This window comes from Streptomyces flavusporus (genome assembly GCF_046267975.1).
Taxonomy (GTDB): domain Bacteria; phylum Actinomycetota; class Actinomycetes; order Streptomycetales; family Streptomycetaceae; genus Streptomyces; species Streptomyces flavusporus.
In genome coordinates this window covers 3,928,630-3,949,852 of the sequence record NZ_CP176503.1, presented here as the reverse complement: position 1 = coordinate 3,949,852, position 21,223 = coordinate 3,928,630, and the positions used below count along the sequence as shown (strand labels likewise).

Sequence of the window (21,223 nt, the reverse complement as noted above, 5' to 3'; positions counted from 1 at the left end):
CTCATACCACCCGGGTCGCTCCGGAGAAGGGCATCTCGTCGATCGGGGCCAGCCGTACCGGCGCCGAGGGGTTCGGGGCGTGGATCATCCGGCCGTTGCCGACGTAGATGCCGACGTGACTGATGCCGGAGTAGAAGAACACCAGGTCGCCCGGGAGGAGTTCGGAGCGGGAGATACGGCGGCCGGCGTCGATCTGGGCGTAGGTGGTGCGGGGCAGGGAGACGCCGGCCGAGCGGTACGCGGCCTGGATCAGGCCCGAGCAGTCGAAGGAGTCCGGGCCGGTCGCGCCCCAGACGTAGGGGCTGCCGAGCTTCTGGTAGGCGTACGAGACGGCGGCCGCGGCACGGGAGTTGGGCGCCGCGGCGATGGCGGAACCGGCGGCCTGGAGGCTGTCGCGTCCGGCCGTCGAGGCCCGCGAGGCGCGGTCCGTGCCGTCGCCCTCCGCGAGTCGCGCCCGCTCCTCGGCCGTCAGCCGGGACAGCAGCCGCCGAGCCGCGTCCAGCTTCCCGGTGATGGTCTTCTTGTGGCGTTTCAGCTCGGCCTGCCGCGACTGCAGCGAGGTCAGCTCGACACGTGCGGCGCCGCGCAACTGCTCGATCTCGCGCAACTGTCTGCGTACCCGCGCCACGGCGGTGGACTGCCGGTGGCCCGCGCGTTCGGCGAACGTGGCGCCTTCGAGGTACCGGTCGGGGTCCTCGGAGAGCGCGAGTTGCAGCGCAGGGTCGAGGCCACCGCTCCGGTACTGCGCCGCGGCGAACGAACCGAGCGCATCCCGCGCCGAGTTGAGCCGCTCCTCCTTGCGGGCGGCCTCGTCCTGCAGCGACTCCAGTCGTTGCTCCGCCGCCTCGGCCTTCTCCTTCGCCCCGTTGTACTTCTCGGTGGCGACCTCGGCCTCCTGGTACAGCTTGTCCACCTTGGCCTTGACCTGCCCCGGCGCCAGCTGCGGCTCGGCGTGCCCGATGCCGTCGACGCCGGTCGCGCTCGCCGCTCCCGCAATAGCGATCGTCGCCGCCGTACGGGCCCTGGTGCCGCCCGCCGAGCGCTGTCGGGGCTTTCGGTGCGCTGCCACTGGACTGCACGTCCTTTCGTACGACTCGGACGACCTGGACGACTTGGACGCCCCGGACGACCGCTGGTCCGTACGGCCACCGGGCGGACCGTGGGACGCTCCGATGCGGTCTCCGTGTCCGGCGGCGGCCCGTGCAGGGGGAGCGGGGCCGCCGCCGGACCTTCTCGGCGGAGGTGTCCGGCTGCCGCCCCTGGCCCGGACGGCGGTGGGGAGCCGGTCACCTGGTGCAGGACGCTAGACCTGGGTGTGTCGGACCGGTAACGCGTTGTGCGGAACTGACATGAGGGGACCGCGGGGCGACCGTATGTGACCGTGATCCCGGTTCATGGCCGTCGCCTTCACGCAGCGCAATGACCGATGTGCGGTTTACGGGGCATGCGTGCATGCGGAGGTGCTATGGCGCGCATATATGCATCCGCGTCCCGCGTCCCGCGCCCCAGACCGCCGGGCGCCGGGTCGGCGGGCCGGTGCCGGGTGGTGCCCGGGCCCTGATTAGGCTCCGGCTCCATGGACGTACTCATCAACCTCTTCGTCGGCCTGCACATCATCGGCATCGCCGCCCTGCTCGGCGGTTTCTTCACCCAGATGAAGGCGATGGGCGAGGGCACCGCCCGATTCGGCCCGGGGATGCTGCACGGTGCGCTGATCATGCTGGTCACCGGTGTGCTCCTGGTCGGTCTCAACCAGGCCGACGACCAGTCCGTCAACAACATCAAGATCGGTGTGAAGCTGGCCCTGCTGATCGTGATCCTCGGTCTCGTCTACGTGAAGCGGGACGAGGAGAAGGTGGACAAGGGTCTGTTCGGCCTGGTGGGCCTGCTGACCACGGCGAACGTCTTCATCGCGGTGCTCTGGACCTGAGCCCCGGCCGAGGCCCGCGGCTCACGGTCCGGGGTGCCCGGGCGCCGCGGGGCGTACGGCCTCCCGGGCGGCCGCGACCGCCCCGACCGCAACCGCGAGCCATGCCGCCATCGTGATCCACAGCAGCACCTCCCCGGGCCACTCGAGCCATGAGACGTCGACAGCGGCGGCGACGGCCAGGGCCGCCACTGCCGTCATACCCATCGAAAAGACCGTGGACCAGCGGCGCACGTCGTAGCGCAGACGCGGCCGGACCACCTCGCCGACGAGCAGTACGGCGTACCAGCCCAGGCCGAGGGTCAGCAGGGCGACGGTCACGGTCCGCAGGACGCCGCTGTTGTCGTCGTTCCAGAGGTACAGGCCCGGTCCGTCGGCGGCGATGAGCTTGGCCCCGGCGAGCGCCGAGATCGCTGCCGCACCGCCCGCGACCCACTGGTCCCCCGGTCCCTCGATCACCTGCCGCAGATCGAAGCGGGCCAGGGCGAGGCCGTACAGCACGAGGCCCAGCCAGAAGAGTACGAGCGCCGCATGTGCGAGCCACGCCGCCGACTCGGCCTTCGCGAGGGTCGCGCCGAGCACGGCGAGCCCCTGTGTCGCCACCGTCCCGAGGAACACCGCCCCTGGCATACGCCGCCGCTGCCGGTGCCGCACGACGGGCACGAACAGCACCGGCCACAGCAGCGTCGCCAGCGCCAGCAGCGCCGCGGCCAGGGGCTGCCGGTCCAGCGCGGAGAAACGGGTCCCCAGCACGGCGGTCGCGGCGACGGCGGTGAGCACCGCAGGCGTTCCCGCCTCCGTCATCCAGCGCTCCCGCTGCCGCAGCAGCCGTGTGACGAAGTCCGCCGCCAGGGCCAGCCATGCCGCGCAGGCCGCCACGAGGAGGATCCGGGACAGGACCTCGTAGCCCGTCAGGTGCAGGGCGACCGAGACGATGCCGGTCGCCATGACGGCGGCCCCGGCCGCCGGCGGATGCTGCGCCCACCAGGCGCGGAGGGGGGAGGAGCCGGGCATGCGCCGATGCTAAGGAGCCCCGCGCGCCGCGCGAGCGGGCCACGCGCGCAGGCACGTGGAAAACCACGCGGGCGCGCGGCAACGGGCTCACACCGAGCGTGCGCCGTTTCGGCGGGCGCGCGAGCCTGCAGGCGCCTCTCGTACGCGCCTGCCCGACAGCACCCCCCACGCGCGCGTGCCTGCGTAAACCCGCCACGCGCGCGTGCCCACGGAAGCCTCCCCGGGGCGTGCCATCCGGCCCGCCCCTTGCCTCCGCCCCTCAGGCCGGTCGTACCACGCTGTGGATGGACGACTCCCCGTCGTAGTAGATCGACTCCTCGCGCACGTACGCGCCGGGCTTCGGGGCGTGGATCATCATGCCGTTGCCGATGTAGATGCCGACGTGGGTGACGTCGTCGTAGAAGAAGACCAGGTCGCCGGGCTGGGCGGCCGCGAGGGAGACCGTGGTGCCCGCGTTCACCTGGTCGTAGGTGGTGCGCGGGAGGGAGACGCCGGCGGCCTTCCACGCGCCCTGGGTGAGGCCGGAGCAGTCGTAGGAGTCGGGGCCGGTCGCGCCCCAGACGTACGGCTTGCCGATCTGCGCGCGGGAGAAGGCGAGCGCCTTCTCGGCCTTGGTGGCGTACGAGGAGTCGGGGGCGGAGGTGCCGGAGCCCGTCTCGGTCCCTGTGCCCGTATCCGTGGAGGAGCCGCTTCCGGTCTCCTCCTGCTGCGCGGCGGCCTCCTGGCGCTGCCGCTCCTCCTCTGCCTGCTGCCTGGCGAGCTCCGCGGCCTTGCGCTCGGCCTCCTCCTGCTTCTTCTTCTCGATCGCCGCCAGCCGCGCCTTCTCCTCGGCGGTCAGTTGCGACAGCAGTTCGCGCGCGTCGGCGAGCTTCTTCTGGACGGTGGCCTTGGCCGTCTTCAGATCGCTCTGCGACTCCGTGAGCGTCTCGAGGCTCTCGGTGGCCTCCTGGCGCTTCTCCATCGTCGCGGACTGCTGGGTGAAGTAGTCGTCGACCGCGTCCTTCTGACGGCTGGTCAGCCTGCCCATCAGCTGGGTCTGGTCGAAGTAGTCCTGCGGCGAGTCCGCGAGCAGGAAGGTCGCGGTGTCGGGGGCGGAGGCGCCGGTCCGGTACTGCGCCGCCGCGTACGAGCCCAGCTCCTCGCGTGCCTCGTTGAGCTTCTGGGTGCGCTGGGCGACGTCGTCGAGGAGGGTGTCGACCTGCTTGCGCTGTTTCGCGGTCTTCTCTTTGGCTGCGTTGTACTTCTCGGTCGCCGACTCCGCCTGGCGGTAGAGGTCGTCGACCTTCTTCTCGACTTCTTCGAGGCTCGGCTTGTCGTCGGCCGAGGGGGTGGCATTGGCCGTCTGGGAGAGCAGGGCCACAGACGTGAGGGCAGCCGTGGCAAGCGCGGGGGTCCGTATGCCTGCGACGCGCGCGCCCGTGGGACGCGACTTGCGGTGCGACGCCAAGGGAGGCGACTCCTTCCATGGGCCGCCTACCGGGTTAGCTGTCGGGTTCGGGCGGGTGGTTCGGAAGGGTTGCCCTACGGTCCCCTCCCGGGAAGGGAGTTGGACCGATTCACCCCAGAGTCGGTTGGGTCCCCGGCTCCGGCAGCCACGGGGGCGCACCGGACTCGGCGGAGGCCGTGCGGCCCGGCGACGTTCGCCGGTGGGGGTCGTACGGCCTGCCCGGCACGGTAGCCAACTCGTGTGGTGTGTGTGAAGGTTGGTGGGTGATATGCCCGATACATTTTCGTGACCTCCAGTCAGTGGTCGCGGGTGGTAGTGGGGTGGGCTCGGAGAGTAAGCCGATGTGGGGTGGGTAGGGATGGAAGGTTGTCGGCCGCTGCAGCCGATGTGATTCCGGCCTCACCGCCAAGATCGACGGTATTCCGGCCGGGGATGTTCTCGGGGCGGCCGCGGGTTGTCAGTGGGGCGCCCTAGACTCGGAGAGCGATGAGCAGCCTCTTTGACGACAGCTTCCTGGCGGACCTCCAGGCCCCGCGGGCCCACGAGGAGCACCCGCCGCCGCCCGAGGACGATCACGTTCCGGAGTCGATCCCGGACGATCTGTTCGGCGGGAAGTTCGACGTGCCCCCGGACCGGGACGCGTACTACCGTGACGGCGCCGCGCGTCCGGCCGTGGACACGGCAGCGCTCCTGGAGGGGCTGAACGACAACCAGCGCGCCGCCGTCGTCCACTCCGGCTCCCCCCTGCTCATCGTGGCCGGCGCCGGCTCCGGCAAGACCCGCGTGCTCACCCATCGCATCGCCCACCTCCTCGCCGAGCGGGGCGTGCACCCGGGCCAGATCCTCGCGATCACCTTCACCAACAAGGCCGCCGGCGAGATGAAGGAGCGCGTCGAGCAACTCGTCGGCCCGCGCGCGAACGCGATGTGGGTCATGACCTTCCACAGCGCGTGCGTGCGCATCCTGCGCCGGGAGAGCAAGAAGCTCGGCTTCACGTCGTCGTTCTCGATCTATGACGCCGCCGACAGCAAGCGCCTCATGGCCCTGGTCTGCCGCGACCTGGACCTCGACCCCAAGCGCTACCCGCCCAAGTCCTTCAGCGCCAAGATCAGCAACCTCAAGAACGAGCTGATCGACGAGGAGGACTTCGCCGCCCAGGCCACCGACGGCTTCGAGAAGACCCTCGCCCAGGCCTACGCCCTGTACCAGTCGCGACTGCGCGAGGCGAACGCCCTCGACTTCGACGACCTGATCATGACGACGGTCAATCTGCTCCGCGCCTTCCCGGATGTCGCCGAGCACTACCGCCGCCGCTTCCGCCATGTACTGGTCGACGAGTACCAGGACACCAACCACGCCCAGTACGCCCTCGTACGCGAACTCGTCGGCACCGGCGAGCACGTACCACCCGGCGAGGGCGACCTGCCACCCGCCGAGCTGTGCGTGGTGGGTGACGCCGACCAGTCGATCTACGCCTTCCGCGGGGCGACCATCCGCAACATCCTCCAGTTCGAGGAGGACTACCCGGACGCGACGACGATCCTGCTGGAGCAGAACTACCGCTCCACCCAGACGATCCTCTCCGCCGCCAACGCCGTCATCGAGCGCAACGAGTCCCGCCGCCCGAAGAACCTCTGGACCAACGCGGGCGCGGGCGCGCGCATCACCGGCTATGTCGCCGACACGGAGCACGACGAGGCCCAGTTCGTCGCCGACGAGATAGACCGCCTCACAGACGCGGGCGAGGCGAAGGCCGGGGACGTCGCCGTCTTCTACCGGACGAACGCTCAGTCCCGTGTCTTCGAAGAGATCTTCATCCGCGTCGGCCTGCCCTACAAGGTCGTCGGCGGCGTGCGCTTCTACGAGCGCAAGGAGGTCCGGGACGTCCTGGCCTACCTGCGCGTGCTCGCCAACCCGGAGGACTCGGTCCCGCTGCGTCGCATTCTCAACGTCCCCAAGCGGGGCATCGGCGACCGCGCGGAGGCGATGATCGACGCCCTCTCCCAGCGCGAGAAGATCAGCTTCCCGCAGGCACTGAAGCGCGTCGACGAGGCGTACGGCATGGCCGCGCGCTCCACGAACGCCGTCAAGCGGTTCAACACGCTCATGGAGGACCTCCGGACGATCGTCGAGTCCGGCGCCGGCCCCGCGACGGTTCTGGAGGCAGTGCTCGAGCGCACCGGCTACCTCGCCGAGCTGCAGGCCTCCACCGACCCGCAGGACGAGACCCGGATCGAGAACCTCCAGGAGCTCGCCGCCGTGGCCCTGGAGTTCGAGCAGGAGCGCAGCGAGGGCGAGCAGGGCACCCTGTCCGACTTCCTGGAGCAGGTCGCGCTGGTCGCCGACTCCGACCAGATCCCGGACGAGGAGGAGGGCGACGGCGTCATCACGCTGATGACCCTGCACACCGCCAAGGGCCTCGAATTCCCGGTCGTCTTCCTGACCGGCCTGGAGGACGGCGTCTTCCCGCACATGCGTGCCCTCGGCCAGACCAAGGAACTGGAGGAGGAGCGCCGCCTGGCGTACGTCGGCATCACGCGCGCGCGTGAGCGGCTGTATCTGACGCGCTCGGCAATGCGGAGCGCCTGGGGGCAGCCCTCGTACAACCCGCCCTCCCGCTTCCTGGAGGAGATCCCGGCGGCGCATGTGGACTGGAAGCGCACGGGTGGTTCCCCGGCTCCGGCGGGCCCGGTCTCGGGCGTGGCGGCGTCGCTGTCGTCGTCCCGCTCGCGCTCGTCGGCGTCGGGCGCGTCCGGGTTCGCCACGCGCCGGACCGCCGAGAAGCCCGTGGTCTCCCTCGCGGTGGGGGACCGGGTGACGCACGACCAGTTCGGGCTCGGGACCGTCGTCGCGGTGAAGGGCACCGGCGCGAACGCGGAGGCGACGATCGACTTCGGGGACACCAAGCCGAAGCGACTGCTTCTGCGGTACGCGCCAGTGGAGAAGCTGTAGCTGTTCCGGGCGGTACGAAGTGAGCCCCCGCTCACTCGGCGGGGGCTCAGGGGAAGCTTCGGGGCTTACGTCGGCTCGATCCCGTGGCTGCGCAGCCAGGCCAGCGGGTCGACCGCCGAACCGCCGCCCGGCCGCACCTCGAAGTGCAGATGCGGTCCGGTCGAGTTGCCGGAGTTGCCGGAGAGCGCGATCGGGTCGCCGGCCTTGACGGTCGTACCGGACGCGACCTGGTAGCTGGAGAGGTGGCAGTACCAGGTCTCCGTGCCGTCCATCGCCGTCACGATCATCATATTGCCGTACGCGCTGTTGTACTCCGTACGGACGGTGCCGTCGGTCGCGGCCATCACGGCCGAGCCGTACGAGACCGGGAAGTCGATGCCGGTGTGCACGGACATCCAGTTGATGCCGGCCTGGCCGTAGTAGGCGCTGAGCCCGTGCTGTGCGACCGGCAGGGCGTACTTGGGACGCAGCCGCTCCTTGCGGGCTGCCTCCGCCGCCGCCCTCTTCTGCTCGGCCGCCTGCTGCGCCTTGAGGTCGATGCGCTCCTGGGTACGGCTGGCCCGGTCGGCGAAGTCGTCGGCCTCCGCCGTGAGGCTCTCGAGCTGGGTGTCCAACTGGTTGTTGGCGGCGGACGGCTTCACCGCCGGGGCGTCCGCCGCGGTCGTCGACGCGTCCTGGTCGTCGCCGCCGAGGTTGCCGACGGAGGCGGCGGCGATGCCCGCCACGCCCATGACACACGCCGAGGGCACGGCGACGGTCAGCAGCGCCGAGCGCTTCGCGGGCGTACGGCGACGGGAGCGGGCCCCGCTGCGGGAGGCCGCCCGCGAGACCGGGGCCGGCGTGACCTCCTCCTGGTCGTCGAGGAGGGACGGGGGCGTGGTGGGCGTCTCGCCGGTCACGCCCGACTCGCCGTCACCCGCGTTCGGTTCGTCGTGGTCGACGTGCTCGAAGGTGGCAGTCGCCTGCTGGTCGAAGGACTCGGCGTGCGAGCCGAAGTTCTCGGCGTGGTGCTCGTAGGACTCGGCCTGCCGCGGAAAGGGTTCGGCGTGCTGCTCGTAGGCGTCGGTCGTGGTGCCCGTGGTGCCGTCGGAGTTCCACTGCGTGGCGTCGTACGCGCCGGAGTCGAAGGTCTGCGTGCCCCATTCCCACTGGTGGGTCTGGTCGGCGGGGCTGCCGGTCTGCTGCTCCGGCTGGAGCCATGCGCTCGCGTCCCACTGGCCGCTGGCGTCGGGCGCTCCCGCCTGCTGCGGGATGAGGGGGAGCTGCTGGTGGCCGGTGCTCCAGGCGGTTGTGTCGTAGGCGCCGGTGTCGTAGGCGGCGTGATGCTGGGCCGCGTACGGGTCGTAGTCGAGGGTCTGGTGGTTGCCGGTGGACCACTGGGTGGCGTCGTACGCGCCAGTGTCGTGACCACTGCCCGTGAGGTCGCCGAAGAGGGGGTCGGTCTCGAACGTCGTGGTGGTGGCCGCGGTGGCGTGGCCGCCGGTGTCAAATCCGTTGGCGGTGTAGGCACCGTATGTGGTGAAGTCGCCGTACTGGGCTTCCTGCGTGCCGTACGGCGCATAAGGCGCCGAGGCGGCTTCGGAAGCCGGAGCCGGGGTGGTCATGGTCCCCGACGGGTGACGGTCGTTCACCAACTTCTCTTTCGCCTCGACAACAGGGGCTGGCAGAGCAGTGCGGCGACTGTACCCGGCGGTACGCGGGCACGACAATCTTCGGCAGGTTTCGCGCGCGCAGGAAACGGGCAATCGGCCGTGTTTCGGGGGACTGCGGGCACGGGTTTGGGTTTGTGTTCGAAGATTGTTCGAGGTCGTACTGGTCGGCCACGGTCGTGTTGTCAGGCCACGGTGAGGTCGTCGGAGTGCGTTGCAGACCCGCTTCCCTGCGGGGTGGTGTCGTAGGTGCCGTCCAGGGCCTGCCGTATTCCGGCCGCCACGGCCGGGTGCACGGGCAGGGCCAGATGGCCGATCCCGCTCACCCGCACGTTCTGCGCCAGCAGGTCGGGGTGGTCGACGCAGGCGGACTCCAGCGGATCCATCAGGTGGTCGAGGTCGCTCCAGAAGCTGACGAAGTGCGTACGGCAACCGGGCGTCGGGCCGGCCAGCTCCTCGATGACGGCTGAGCCGGGGCGCATCTGGCGCACTATGGGGTGCGCGTTCGCCAAGGGGGCCACTCGGGTGCCGGAGTGCGGGGTGCCGAGCGTGACCAGGGTCCGGACGCGAGTGTCGCCGCCGAGCAGCTGGACGTAGTAGCGCGCTATCAGCCCGCCGAGGCTGTGTCCGACGATGTCGACCTGAGTGCTGCCCGTGCGCTCGCAGATCTCCTCTATGTGCCGGCCGAGCAGCTTGGCCGCCGTACGGATGTCGCAGGTCAGGGGGGAGTAGTTGAGTGACTCGATGTGCTGCCTGCCGTGCTGGGCGAGGGAACGGCGCAGCAGGACGAAGACGGAGCGGTTGTCGATGAAGCCGTGCAGGAGGACCACCGGGGGTTTGGCCTGCGTCGGCAGGCGCGCCGCGCCGTCCTGGGAGGGGACCAGGGCGGGCGGCGTCCGGCGCTCCTGAATGATGCCGGAGGGGTAGAGGAGGAGGTGGCCCGCGAGGATCGCGACCTCGAGGGCGGCCGCCTTCAGGATGGCCAGTGAGAGCCCCGCCAGGCTGCCCGGGAGCAGGCGGTGGCAGAGCGGTTGAAAGGGCAGCAGTGCCCTGGTGACCTGCGTGACCTTCATGGCCGACCTCCTGTCGGCACGCGGAGGACGGCTCTGTCCCCCGCGTGCGCCCGTGCGAGCCGCGACGGAGGTGGTGACGGGGCGCGAGTGGGGTTGTTTCGGCGGGTGAGTGGGGCCGGCCCTTGTATGGCGTATGTGGCGCCGTTGGGGATGGGAGGCTGCCCTGCGTGCCCTGTCTGCTTATCGTGCCCTTCGTTTCCGGTCGATGCGCCGCACCCCACGACGCGCGGCCTGCGGCGTGGAGGTACGGCGACCTCGTTGCGGCTCTCTTTGCGCGTGTTCCCCTCCACGCCCCCCTGGTCCGCGTGGGTGCGCGGGGGTGGCCGCGGAGACTTGGAACACTGCGCGGCGAATATGTCCCACTGTGTGATTTCCCCCTCGGTCTGCATCGCGAAACTGCCGGTTGCGGGATGCTGGAGATAACGTTCGTTCACTTCCCCGGTGGTTGCGGGGTGGGTGGCCTTGTTCTGGTGGGCACCGTTCTGTGCGGTACTTGTCGATAGTGGCCGGTACTTGTCGGTACGGGTGGATGTAATCGCTTCTTGGAGGCAGTGATGGGTGTGGCAGCCGGTCCGATCCGCGTGGTGGTGGCCAAGCCGGGACTCGACGGCCACGATCGGGGGGCGAAGGTGATCGCACGGGCGCTGCGGGATGCCGGTATGGAGGTCATCTACACGGGCCTCCACCAGACGCCCGAGCAGATCGTCGACACCGCGATCCAGGAGGACGCGGACGCGATCGGGCTGTCCATCCTCTCCGGGGCGCACAACACACTCTTCTCAGCCGTGATCGACCTGCTCAAGGAGCGCGACGCGGAGGACATCCTGGTGTTCGGCGGCGGGATCATCCCCGAGGGGGACATCCCTGCGCTGAAGGAGAAGGGCGTCGCGGAGATCTTCACGCCGGGGGCCACGACCGCGTCGATCGTGGACTGGGTACGGGCGAACGTACGGCAGACGACGGGGGCGTAGGTCCGGGGCGGGCGCGGGTGGCGTTCGCGTTGGTTGTGTGGCTTGGGTTTGGACGGTGGTCTGTTGGCGTGGACCGGGTCCGGACGGTGGGCCGTTGGTGTGGAGTGTGTCTGGGCGTGAGCCGTTGGTGTGGACCGGGTCCGGACAGTGGGCCTTTGGTGTGGTGCGTCCGGGCGTGGGCCGTTGGTGTGGCTCGGTTTCGGCGGTGGGCCGTTGGAGTGACGGTGTTCGGGCGATGGGCCGTTGGAGTGGCTCGTGGCCGGACAGCGGTCCGTTTTGGTGGCGTGTCTGGGTGCCGGCCTGTTTGCGGGTGCGGGTCCGGATGGTGGCCGGTCCGCCGCTCAGGCAAGGCCCCGCGGCCCCTCCTCCTGTTCCGCTCCCAGTTCCTCGGCCATGGCGGCACGCAAACGCAGCGTGGTGACCAGGCGCTGGAAGGCCTCGGCCCAGTAGCCGCCGGCTCCTGGTGACGCGTTCTCGGGTTCGTCCGGCACCGCCAGCAGCCCGTCGAGGCGGTTGGCCTCGGAAGGGGACAGACAGCGTTCGGCCAGGCCCATCACTCCGCTGAAACTCCATGGATAACTCCCGGCGTCCCGCGCGATGTTGAGCGCGTCGACGACCGCGCGCCCGAGTTGCGGCGCCCACGGCACGTCGCACACGCCCAGCAGTTGAAACGCCTCGGACAGACCGTGCGTCGCGATGAAGCCGGCCACCCACTCGGCGCGTTCGTCGGTGCCCAGCATGCTCAGCAGCTTGGCCCGCTCGGCCAGGGACACCGCCCCCGGGCCGCCCGTCTCGGGTGCCCTGGGCGCTCCCAGGAGGGCCCGCGACCAGTCGGCGTTCCGCTGTCTTACCGCCGCCCGGCACCAGGCGGCGTGGAGTTCGCCCTGCCAGTCGTCCGTGACCGGCAGAGCGACGATCTCCTCGGGCGCCCGGCCGCCGAGCCGACCCGGCCACGTTTCGAGTGGGGTCGCCTCGACCAACTGGCCGAACCACCAGGACCGTTCACCCCGTCCTGCCGGCGCCTTGGCGACGACCCCGTCCCGCTCCATGCCCGCGTCGCACTCGTGCGGCGCCTCGACGGTGATCGTCGGGGTGTCCCGCGTGTGGTCGACGGCCACGCAGGCACCGGCCCGCACCGCCATGCGTGCGGCCAGCGCCGAGCCGGGCAACGCCGACAGCAACTCCGCCGCCGTCGCCCGGACGTTGCGGCTGCGGTCGGACAGGGCCTGTTCCAGGAACGCCTCGTCCTCGTCGCCGAGATTCGTGCGCAGTGAGTCGAGAAACATCAGCCGGTCCTCGGCCCGCTCCGTCGCCCAGGTTGTCGCGAGCAGCTCACGTGCGGTGCCGGGCTCATGTGCGCGTATGGCTGCCAGGAGGGCCACGCGTTCGGCGAACAGGCCCTCCTGCCACAGCTGTTGCACCTTGTCCGTGTCGTCGAGGTGCGGCAGCGACGTGCCTCCGCCCGGTGTCGCGCGCAGCGCGAATCGCCAGTCCGGGTTGAGCCGGGCGAGCCACAGGGCACGTGGGCCGACGAAGGTCAGCGCCGCCGGCCGCAGATCCGTACGGCCCCGGGCCGCGTCCAGCAAGGCGGGCAGGGCCTCGGGGGGTGCCGCGAAACCGCGGGCGTTCGCCGTCGCGAGCCACTGGGGCAGTAGCTCCATGAGGTCCGGTGCGGTGCCTCTGCGGCCGCCGCCCGCGCTGCCGGGACGGTCGGCCAGCAACATCGCGAGCCTGTGGGCCGCCGGTGCGGGCAGCGGGGGGCGCGGGTCCTCGGGGGCCGGTGCCGGGCGCTGGGCCGGCCGCGCGGGGCGCAGTCCGGCTCGCCGACGTACGGTCTCCATGGCCGCGGCGTCCAGCAGCGCCACGGGCGCCTCCCGGCCGGGCGCGGCGCCGGGTGGCGTCCGCCGGTCCGTGCCGAGCAGTGCGGTGGTGACGAGCTCCTCCCAGACGCCCGGCGTGGGCGAATCCACAGGAGCGGAGGTCCTGTTCACGAGGGTCCTTTCAAGGGCGGATGCCGTGGGGTGGTTCGGAGTGGGTCAGTTCGGAGCGGGCGGCGTCACTGTGGGCCGCTTCCCCTGGAGTCGTGTCGGAGGCGTCGGGAGGCCGCGGTTCAGCACAGCTGGACCGCCTCGCCCGCGCCCGCCGGCCAGGCCGTCAGCGGGGTGAAGCCCTGGTGGCCGCATTCGCCGAAGACCTTGACAGGGGTGCCGCCGGACAGGGCTACAAGCTGCCAGAGACCGGGGCGGGAGCGAGCGGTGGGCGTGAGCGGCAGTGCCGCGTTCTCGTCGGCGTCCGCCAGTTGCCATGAGTCGCCGTCCGGGGTCGGTATGACCCGGTCCAGCGTCACCGGGACCGAGTCGAGCCACGGGTCGGCGCGGAGGGCGTCGCCGTAGCGGGCCACCGCCTGTGTCGTCGTCACTCCTGGTGGACGTATCGAGGTGGACGTGGGCGCCGCGAACCGTTCCCCCAGGGCGGCGCGCTGCCGGCTCCCGCCCGGGTAGGCGGACACCTCCGCCTCCAGGGTCAGTCCCACCGGCAGTGCGAGCTCGGGGGCCCGGCCGGCGGCGCCGTAGGAGAGAAGGAGAGCGGTGCGCTCGGATTCGGCGCCGTACAGCCAGATCCGGCGGGTCGTCAGACGGGCGTCCGCCGTGTCGTACTGGGCCAGGACCAACCAGCGGTCGCGCACCGGCGGGCCGTCCGCCGACGCGGGCAGACCGATGCGGGAACGGACCGTCGCCGCCAGTCCCTCGGGCAGGCCGTCGCGACGCAGCCAGCCCTGGTCGAGGAGGTGGAGCAGCGCGCACTCCTCCAGCAGCCGCACCGGCCAGCCCGGACCGGACGCCGGGATCGCACCCAACTCTCTTACGCGACCGGCCAGTCCGGGAGCTTGGGCGTCGACCATACGGGCTGCTGTCTCCTCCCACAGCCCGTACCCCGCCTGCTCCGCCGCGGCCAGCCCTCCGCGCAGCAGGTCCGTCAGGCGCTGCTCCAGCTCGGTCGCCCCCGCTGTGATCCGCTCGGCCCGGCGCTCCGCCCGACGCCGCGCCGCCTCCGGATCAGCGGAGCCGGACGGGGAACCGCCCGCGCCCGCCGCTCGTTTCTCCGCAGCACGCTTCCTTCTCCCCTCTGTCCACTGCTCGGCCCAGTCCGGCGCCTTGCCCGGTGGCACCGCGCCGTCGCCCCCGGCCCAGAGCAGCAGCAGCCCCAGCGCGTGTTTGCACGGGAACTTGCGGCTCGGACAACTGCACTTGTACGCGGGACCGGACGCGTCCGCGATGTCGATGACCGTCTGATACGGCTTGCTGCCGCTGCCTTTGCACAGCCCCCACAGCGTCCCCTCGTCAGAACTGCCTGCCTCGGACCACGGCCCCGCCGCACCGAGTTTGCTTCCCGCTTTGCGCGACGCTGCGTCAGGCGCCAGTGCCAGCACCTGATCCGCAGTCCAGCGCACCCCCTGCTGAGTCATGGCATCGAAGGTAGATCCCCCCACTGACAATCGGCCTCGCGAGCGCGGTCGCCAGCACGTTTTCGCAGGTCAGATCGCATTGTCAGTGGCGTGGTGCACCGTGGATGCCAGAACCGAACCGGCCGAGCTGGAGGGGGACTCAGCCATGCCTGTGTCCGTAGAACCGACGTCCGTCGACCCGAGCCAGAACGGGTCCGCGCCCGCGAACACGGGCGTGGACACACCTACAACCGCGAGCGCGGGCGCGCGCGCATCCGCGCCCGCGGCAGAAGCGCTGCGCCCGCACGCCGAGGACGCCTTCGCGGACGAACTCGCCGCGCTGGCCGCGCAGGACGACCGGCCGCGGCCGACCCGCTGGAAACTGTCGCCGTGGGCCGTCGCGACGTACCTGCTCGGCGGCACCCTGCCCGACGGCACGGTCATCACACCGAAGTACGTGGGCCCGCGCCGCATCATCGAGGTCGCCGTCACCACGCTCGCCACCGACCGCGCCCTGCTCCTGCTCGGCGTGCCCGGCACCGCGAAGACGTGGGTGTCCGAGCACCTGGCCGCAGCAGTCAGCGGTGACTCGACCCTGCTGGTGCAGGGCACCGCCGGCACGCCGGAGGAAGCAATCCGGTACGGGTGGAACTACGCGCAGCTGCTCGCCCACGGCCCGAGCCGGGACGCGCTGGTGCCCAGCCCCGTCATGCGGGCCATGGCCGAGGGGATGACCGCACGCGTCGAGGAGCTGACCCGCATCCCGGCCGACGTGCAGGACACGCTCATCACGATCCTGTCGGAGAAGACACTGCCGATACCGGAGCTGGGCCAGGAGGTGCAGGCGGTCCGCGGCTTCAACCTGATCGCCACGGCCAACGACCGCGACCGAGGGGTCAACGACCTCTCCAGCGCACTGCGCCGCCGCTTCAACACCGTGGTGCTGCCGCTGCCGGAGAGCGTCGAGGCCGAGGTCGACATCGTCTCGCGCCGCGTCGACCAGATCGGCCGTTCCCTCGACCTGCCGGCCGTACCCGACGGCGTCGACGAGATCCGTCGTGTGGTGACGGTCTTCCGGGAGCTGCGCGACGGTGTCACGTCCGACGGCCGTACGAAGGTGAAGTCGCCCAGCGGCACGCTGTCCACCGCCGAGGCCATCTCCGTCGTCACCAACGGCCTTGCGCTGGCCGCGCACTTCGGCGACGGCGTGCTGCGACCGAGCGACGTCGCCGCGGGCATCCTCGGCGCCGTCGTCCGGGATCCGGCGGCCGACCGGGTCGTCTGGCAGGAGTACCTGGAGGCGGTCGTACGTGAGCGGGACGGCTGGAAGGACTTCTACCGGGCCTGCCGGGAGGTGAGCGCGTGAGCGACAACCGGTGGGATTTCGCGCAGGGGAGTTCGACGGTGGGCGGATCGATGGAGACGACGGGGGACGTCCAGGCTGCGGTCGACGACGACCTGGGGTGGCCTCGCAGGCGAGGGGGACGGCGTGACAGGCGTTGAGAAGGCAGGAAGCAGGCGGCCCGGGACCGAGCCGCTGCTGCTCGGCGTGCGGCATCACGGGCCGGGTTCGGCGCGGGCCGTGCGGGCGGCGCTGGACGCGGCCCGGCCGCAGGTGGTGCTGATCGAGGGCCCGCCCGAGGCGGACGCGCTGATCCCGCTGGCCGCCGACGAGGACATGCGCCCACCGGTCGCCCTCCTCGCCCACGCCGTGGACGATCCCGGCCGTTCGGCCTTCTGGCCGCTGGCCGAGTTCTCGCCGGAGTGGGTGGCGATCCGGTGGGCCCTGGAGCACGAGGTGCCGGCTCGCTTCATCGATCTTCCGGCCACGCACACGTTGGTGTGGGGCAGGGAGACGGTGACGAATCCCGAGGGGGAGGCGGAGGCCACCGACGTCGCGGAAGCGGAGGTGAACGATGCGGATGCCGGGGGCGCTGCCGTACCGGAGGCGGACGAGGCGGATGCCGGCGACGCCGCCGAACCGGAGACGACCGATGCGGACGTTCGGGTCGATCCGCTCGCCGTGCTTGCCGATGCCGCAGGTTATGACGATCCCGAGCGCTGGTGGGAGGACGTCGTCGAGCACCGGGGGTTGGGCGAGAGGGATGCGTTCGCTCCGTTCGGCGTGCTCGAGGAGGCCATGGGCGCCTTGCGGGAGGCGTACGGGAGTGGCGGACACGAGCGGGATCTCGTGCGGGAGGCGTACATGCGGCTCCAGGTGCGGGCCGCGCAGCGGGAGTTCGGGGGTGGCGTGGCGGTCGTGTGCGGGGCGTGGCACGTGCCCGCACTGCGGCAGAAGGCCACCGTCGCCGCCGACCGGGCCTTGGTGAAGGGGCTTCCCAAGGTCAAGACCGACATGACCTGGGTGCCGTGGACGTACCGGCGGCTGGCCCGGGCGAGCGGATACGGCGCGGGCATCGACTCGCCGGGATGGTACGGGCATCTGTTCGCGGCGCCGGACCGGCCGGTGGAGCGGTGGATGACCAAGGTGGCGGGGCTGCTGCGTGCGGAGGACAGGATCGTCTCCTCGGCGCATGTCATCGAGGCGGTGCGGCTGGCCGAGACGCTCGCGGCGATGCGCGGGCGTCCGCTGGCCGGCCTCGGCGAGACCACCGACGCCGTGCGTGCCGTGATGTGTGAGGGCTCGGACGTGCCGCTGGCGCTGGTGCACGACCGGCTGGTCGTGGGGGACGTGCTGGGGGAGGTGCCGGAGGCGGCGCCTGCGGTGCCGTTGCAACGCGACCTCGCCCGGCTCCAGCGGCGGCTGCGGCTCAAACCGGAGGCGCTGGAGCGGGAGCTGGAGCTCGACCTGCGCAAGGAGACCGACGCCGGGCGCAGTCGGTTGCTGCACCGGCTGCGGCTGCTCGGCGTCGCCTGGGGCGAGCCGACGGTGTCGCGCGGCAGCACCGGGACCTTCCGGGAGACGTGGCGGCTGCGCTGGGAGCCGGAGCTGTCCGTGCGGGTCGCCGAGGCCGGGGTGTGGGGGACGACCGTGCTCGCCGCGGCGACCGCCAAGGCGGAGGCCGACGCGACCGCGGCACAGGGCCTCGCCGAGGTCACCGGGCTCGCCGAGCGCTGTCTGCTGGCCGAACTGCCCGACGCTCTACCGGCGGTGATGCGGATCCTCGCCGACCGAGCGGCGCTCGACACGGATGTCGGCCATCTCGCCCAGGCGCTGCCGGCCCTGGTGCGCTCGCTGCGCTACGGCGACGTGCGCGGCACCGACACCGGAGCGCTGACCGAGGTCGCCGCCGGCCTCGCCGAGCGGATCTTCGTCGGCCTGCCCTCGGCCTGTGCCGCTCTCGACGCGGACGCGGCCCAGGAGATGCGGGACCATGTGGACGCGGTGCACACCGCCGTGGGGCTGCTCGGCGAGGCCGGCACACCGGAACACGGTGGCCTGCGCGGCCGCTGGCATGCGGTGTTGCGGGTCCTGTCTGCTCGGGACACCGTGCCCGGCGTCATCCAGGGGCGCGCGGTGCGGCTGCTGCTGGACGACGGGGAGCTGGCCCAGGAGGAGGCGGCGCGGCTCATGGGGCTGGCGCTCTCCCCAGGGACGGCGCCGGCGGATGCGGCCGCGTGGATCGAGGGCTTCGTCGGCGGAGGCGGCGGGGGCGGGATGCTGCTCGTCCACGACGAGCGGCTGCTCGGACTGGTCGACGGCTGGCTGACCCGAGTGCCGGCGGAGGCGTTCACGGACGTGCTGCCCCTGCTGCGGCGCACCTTCTCGGCGTACGAACCGGGGGTGCGCAGAACGCTCGGCGAACTGGTGCGGCGCGGGCCGGGACAGCGGGGGAGCACGCAGGCGGCGGGAGCGGGCATACCCGGGTTCGGACCCGGTCTCGACGCCGGACGCGCCGCAGCAGTGGAGCCGCTGGTGCGGCTGTTGTTGGGGCTGGACGGGTCGGGAGCAGACGAAAGCGCCGGCCTGGTGGGGGTGGCGGGATGAGCATGAGCGTCGGTGGACGCATCACGAGTCGAACGGCCGTACCGGTGGACCGGGCGGGGGAGCGCGTGGGGGAGGAGGGCGTATGACGACGGAGTCCATGGCCGTGGCCGAGTTGGACGACGCCGCCCGGGAGCGGTTGCGGCGCTGGCGGCTGGTGCTGGGGGGTGAGGCGGCGGACGGTACGGGGTGTGCGCTCGGCGGGCGGGACGCCGCGATGGACGGGGCGCTCGCCGCGCTCTACGGAAAGGGGGACAAACCGCGGACGGGGAAGGACCGTTCGGCGGGGCTCGGGGCGTCGGCGCCGTCCGTGGCCCGCTGGCTCGGGGACATCCGTACGTACTTCCCGTCGTCCGTCGTGCAGGTCATGCAGCGCGACGCCATCGACAGGCTCGGGCTGTCCGCCCTGCTACTGGAGCCGGAGATGCTCGAGGCCGTGGAGGCGGACGTGCACCTCGTCGGCACGCTGCTGTCGCTGAACAAGGCGATGCCGGAGACGACGAAGGAGACGGCACGAGCCGTTGTGCGCAAGGTCGTCGAGGACCTGGAGAAGCGGCTCGCCACCCGCACTCGGGCCACCCTCACCGGCGCCCTCGACCGCAGCGCCCGCATCAACCGGCCGCGCCACCACGACATCGACTGGAACCGCACGATCGCGGCCAACCTCAAGCACTACCTCCCGGAGTACCGGACGATCGTGCCGGAGCGGCTCATCGGCTACGGGCGAGCATCCCAGTCGGTGAAGAAGGAGGTCATCCTCTGCATCGACCAGTCGGGGTCGATGGCGGCGTCCGTCGTGTACGCGTCCGTGTTCGGGGCGGTGCTGGCGTCCATGCGGTCGATCAGTACGCGGCTCGTCGTCTTCGACACGGCGGTCGTCGACCTCACCGACCAGCTCGACGACCCGGTCGACGTCCTCTTCGGCACCCGACTCGGCGGCGGCACCGACATCAACCGGGCGCTGGCGTACTGCCAGTCGCAGATCACCCGGCCCGCGGAGACGGTGGTCGTGCTGATCAGCGACCTCTACGAAGGGGGGATACGGAACGAGATGCTCAAGCGAGTGGCGGCGATGAAGGCGTCGGGGGTGCAGTTCGTGACGCTGCTCGCGTTGTCGGACGAGGGGGCGCCCGCCTACGACCGGGAGCACGCGTCCGCGCTGGCGGAGCTCGGTGCGCCGGCGTTCGCCTGTACGCCGGACTTGTTCCCGGAAGTGATGGCGGCAGCCATCGAGAAGCGTCCGCTTCCGATACCGGACACCATATGACGACCGGGAAGCACCGGGTGAGTTCGCCTCGAAAGAGGATATGACTGCCCATCGGTAATGGGGGGCTTGCGCAACCTCGGGAGTCCCGTGCAAGGATCGATGCCTCGTCAGCGGTGCGCCGCGCTCCGCTCGCCCGTACCGCGTCGTCCGCTACGCGACTCGTTCCGCCGCATCGGAGGACCCTCCCTCTCTTGATCTGGTCAGCAGCCCTGTCCGGTGCCGCTGTGCGTGTGCTGCGCGCGGCGGCCGGGCGGCGTGCGCTCCAGATGGTGTTGCTGGTGGGTGGGTTGTTCGTGCTCGGGGTGCTGTACGGAGGGCAGGCACGGGCGACGGACGGCACGGCCTCGACGACATCGGCGACCTCTCCGGCCCCGGTGACTGTCTCGGCTTCGGCTTCGGTCGACTCGCCGGGTTCGGTGACTTCGGCGAAGGCGAGGCCGGACGACGTCGTGAAGTCGACTTCGGCAGAGGGCGCTGCGTCGTTGGCGCAGGATCTTGTGGGAGGGGCCGACCACGACTTCGGCGGCTCTCAGGACCCCGCCGACCGCGGCGGTGCCCCGGTCACGGACGTGTCGCCGGGACCGGTAGGGCGTCCCGCTGCCGAGGCTCCTCACGGCCGGGACAGCGAGTCGATCGTGCGGCCGGTGACCGAGGACCTCGTGAGGTCCGTGGGTGAGCGAGTGATACGGCCGGTCGATGGCGTGGTGGAGCCCGTGACCGCGCAAGCCGAGGTGCCGCCGCTGTCGTCGTTGCCCGTGTTGCCGTCGCTGCCGGGGCTGTCCGACTCACCCACGCTGCCCGTCCTCCCCGAGCTGCCCCGCCTTCCGGAGCCTCCCGGGTACCTGCCCGCGCCCCCCGCCCTCCCCGAGCTGCCGGGGCAGTTCCCCCCGCTGCCCGGGGCGGTGACGCCCCAGCCGGGCGTTGCGGGGACGTCGCCGTCCCCCGAGGCCGGTTCCGAGGGGCGTGGCGGCAAGGCGGGCGTCGACGGCATCCATGGGCCGCGTCTCGGCGGCTCGTCCGGCGAGGTCGTGGCCGCCGTCCACGGCAGCGGACAGCACGATCGGGCCGGGGGCCAGTACGCCCCGGTGCATCAGGTACCGGCCGGGCGTGGTGACGGCATGCTGGGCAGCCGTTCGGCGGCGGACAGCGGCACGTCCCGGCACGGCGACGCGCACGCCGTGACCTCGAACCACCGGGCGCGGCTGCGGCTCGTGCCCGGCGCCGCCGTGCGCGTCGAGTCGGACGGGACACGGGACCGGCACCGGGACATCCCGGTATTCCCCGGCTAGGGCAGGCCTTTCCCGCGCCGTAGACCTGCCGCGCGGGGGCGGAACAGGTCTGCCCGACCGTCCGGACCTCCCCCGGTCCCCGGACGGAAGCCGCCGGAGTCGTCTCCGCAGCCGTCGGTCCCCACTCCCCGGACCGCGAGCGGAAGACGGCGCCGGAAGCTCCCCAAGTCTCCTGGCACGAGCCCGAGCACAAGGTTGCCCCTCCCGGTGACCTGCTTGCGGGCTCGCGCTTCCGACGTCGAG

Annotated in this window: 14 protein-coding genes and 1 riboswitch; of the genes, 7 read left to right on the top strand and 7 right to left on the bottom strand. The window is 71.6% G+C overall.

The window, feature by feature from the left end; translation table 11 throughout:
• Position 1: 1 nt before the first annotated feature.
• Positions 2-1,069, bottom strand: coding sequence for a C40 family peptidase (locus tag ACKTSN_RS18595; RefSeq protein ID WP_409470159.1), 1,068 nt, complete (start codon positions 1,067-1,069; stop codon positions 2-4).
• A 507-nt stretch (positions 1,070-1,576) separates the two neighbouring features.
• Between ACKTSN_RS18595 and ACKTSN_RS18590 the strand changes: the two genes are divergently transcribed.
• Positions 1,577-1,930: a hypothetical protein gene (locus ACKTSN_RS18590; protein WP_409470158.1), complete on the top strand. Its 354-nt coding sequence runs from the start codon at positions 1,577-1,579 to the stop codon at positions 1,928-1,930.
• Between the two features lie 21 nt (positions 1,931-1,951).
• Here the strand turns inward: ACKTSN_RS18590 and ACKTSN_RS18585 are convergent, their stop codons facing one another.
• Positions 1,952-2,941 (bottom strand): tellurite resistance/C4-dicarboxylate transporter family protein, encoded by a 990-nt coding sequence (locus ACKTSN_RS18585; protein WP_409470157.1) that lies wholly within the window; start codon positions 2,939-2,941, stop codon positions 1,952-1,954.
• A 259-nt stretch (positions 2,942-3,200) separates the two neighbouring features.
• The gene (locus ACKTSN_RS18580) at positions 3,201-4,388 is read right to left on the bottom strand and encodes a C40 family peptidase (protein ID WP_409470156.1); all 1,188 of its coding nucleotides are present in this window, start codon (positions 4,386-4,388) and stop codon (positions 3,201-3,203) included.
• An 8-nt stretch (positions 4,389-4,396) separates the two neighbouring features.
• Positions 4,397-4,568, bottom strand: a riboswitch (cyclic di-AMP (ydaO/yuaA leader).
• A 306-nt stretch (positions 4,569-4,874) separates the two neighbouring features.
• On the opposite strand from ACKTSN_RS18580, the gene pcrA reads away from it, so the two are divergent.
• Positions 4,875-7,340 (top strand): DNA helicase PcrA, encoded by a 2,466-nt coding sequence (pcrA, locus tag ACKTSN_RS18575; protein WP_409470155.1) that lies wholly within the window; start codon positions 4,875-4,877, stop codon positions 7,338-7,340.
• 65 nt (positions 7,341-7,405) lie between these two features.
• Here pcrA and ACKTSN_RS18570 read toward each other — a convergent pair whose 3' ends face one another.
• The gene (locus ACKTSN_RS18570; protein ID WP_409470154.1) at positions 7,406-8,971 is read right to left on the bottom strand and encodes a M23 family metallopeptidase; all 1,566 of its coding nucleotides are present in this window, start codon (positions 8,969-8,971) and stop codon (positions 7,406-7,408) included.
• A gap of 203 nt (positions 8,972-9,174) precedes the next feature.
• Complete coding sequence (locus ACKTSN_RS18565; RefSeq protein WP_409470153.1) at positions 9,175-10,062, bottom strand: esterase/lipase family protein; 888 nt, start codon at positions 10,060-10,062, stop codon at positions 9,175-9,177.
• 554 nt (positions 10,063-10,616) lie between these two features.
• Here ACKTSN_RS18565 and ACKTSN_RS18560 point away from each other — a divergent pair.
• Positions 10,617-11,033 (top strand): cobalamin B12-binding domain-containing protein, encoded by a 417-nt coding sequence (locus ACKTSN_RS18560; RefSeq protein ID WP_224735418.1) that lies wholly within the window; start codon positions 10,617-10,619, stop codon positions 11,031-11,033.
• Between the two features lie 341 nt (positions 11,034-11,374).
• On the opposite strand, the gene ACKTSN_RS18555 is transcribed toward ACKTSN_RS18560, so the two are convergent.
• Positions 11,375-13,024, bottom strand: coding sequence for a DUF5691 domain-containing protein (locus tag ACKTSN_RS18555; protein ID WP_409470152.1), 1,650 nt, complete (start codon positions 13,022-13,024; stop codon positions 11,375-11,377).
• A 119-nt stretch (positions 13,025-13,143) separates the two neighbouring features.
• A complete protein-coding gene (locus tag ACKTSN_RS18550; protein WP_409470151.1) occupies positions 13,144-14,499 on the bottom strand; it encodes an SWIM zinc finger family protein in 1,356 nt (451 codons plus the stop codon).
• A gap of 145 nt (positions 14,500-14,644) precedes the next feature.
• Here ACKTSN_RS18550 and ACKTSN_RS18545 point away from each other — a divergent pair, with 145 nt between their 5' ends.
• From ACKTSN_RS18545 to ACKTSN_RS18530, 4 genes are all read left to right on the top strand, one after another.
• Positions 14,645-15,844: an ATP-binding protein gene (locus tag ACKTSN_RS18545; protein WP_409470150.1), complete on the top strand. Its 1,200-nt coding sequence runs from the start codon at positions 14,645-14,647 to the stop codon at positions 15,842-15,844.
• Positions 15,845-15,967: 123 nt separating this feature from the next.
• Positions 15,968-18,427: a DUF5682 family protein gene (locus tag ACKTSN_RS18540; protein ID WP_409470149.1), complete on the top strand. Its 2,460-nt coding sequence runs from the start codon at positions 15,968-15,970 to the stop codon at positions 18,425-18,427.
• Between the two features lie 82 nt (positions 18,428-18,509).
• Entirely contained in the window at positions 18,510-19,691 is a 1,182-nt protein-coding gene (locus ACKTSN_RS18535) for a vWA domain-containing protein (RefSeq protein ID WP_409470148.1), read from the top strand.
• Positions 19,692-19,882: 191 nt separating this feature from the next.
• Positions 19,883-20,980: a hypothetical protein gene (locus tag ACKTSN_RS18530; RefSeq protein WP_409470147.1), complete on the top strand. Its 1,098-nt coding sequence runs from the start codon at positions 19,883-19,885 to the stop codon at positions 20,978-20,980.
• Positions 20,981-21,223: the final 243 nt, after the last annotated feature.

Coding starts and splice junctions, on each gene's coding strand:
- ACKTSN_RS18535 (WP_409470148.1), top strand. CDS start 18,510: ATGACGACGGAGTCCATGGCCGTGGCCGAGTTGGACGACGCCGCCCGG.
- ACKTSN_RS18545 (WP_409470150.1), top strand. CDS start 14,645: ATGCCTGTGTCCGTAGAACCGACGTCCGTCGACCCGAGCCAGAACGGG.
- ACKTSN_RS18550 (WP_409470151.1), bottom strand. CDS start 14,499: ATGACTCAGCAGGGGGTGCGCTGGACTGCGGATCAGGTGCTGGCACTG.
- ACKTSN_RS18585 (WP_409470157.1), bottom strand. CDS start 2,941: ATGCCCGGCTCCTCCCCCCTCCGCGCCTGGTGGGCGCAGCATCCGCCG.
- ACKTSN_RS18590 (WP_409470158.1), top strand. CDS start 1,577: ATGGACGTACTCATCAACCTCTTCGTCGGCCTGCACATCATCGGCATC.
- ACKTSN_RS18560 (WP_224735418.1), top strand. CDS start 10,617: ATGGGTGTGGCAGCCGGTCCGATCCGCGTGGTGGTGGCCAAGCCGGGA.
- ACKTSN_RS18565 (WP_409470153.1), bottom strand. CDS start 10,062: ATGAAGGTCACGCAGGTCACCAGGGCACTGCTGCCCTTTCAACCGCTC.
- pcrA (WP_409470155.1), top strand. CDS start 4,875: ATGAGCAGCCTCTTTGACGACAGCTTCCTGGCGGACCTCCAGGCCCCG.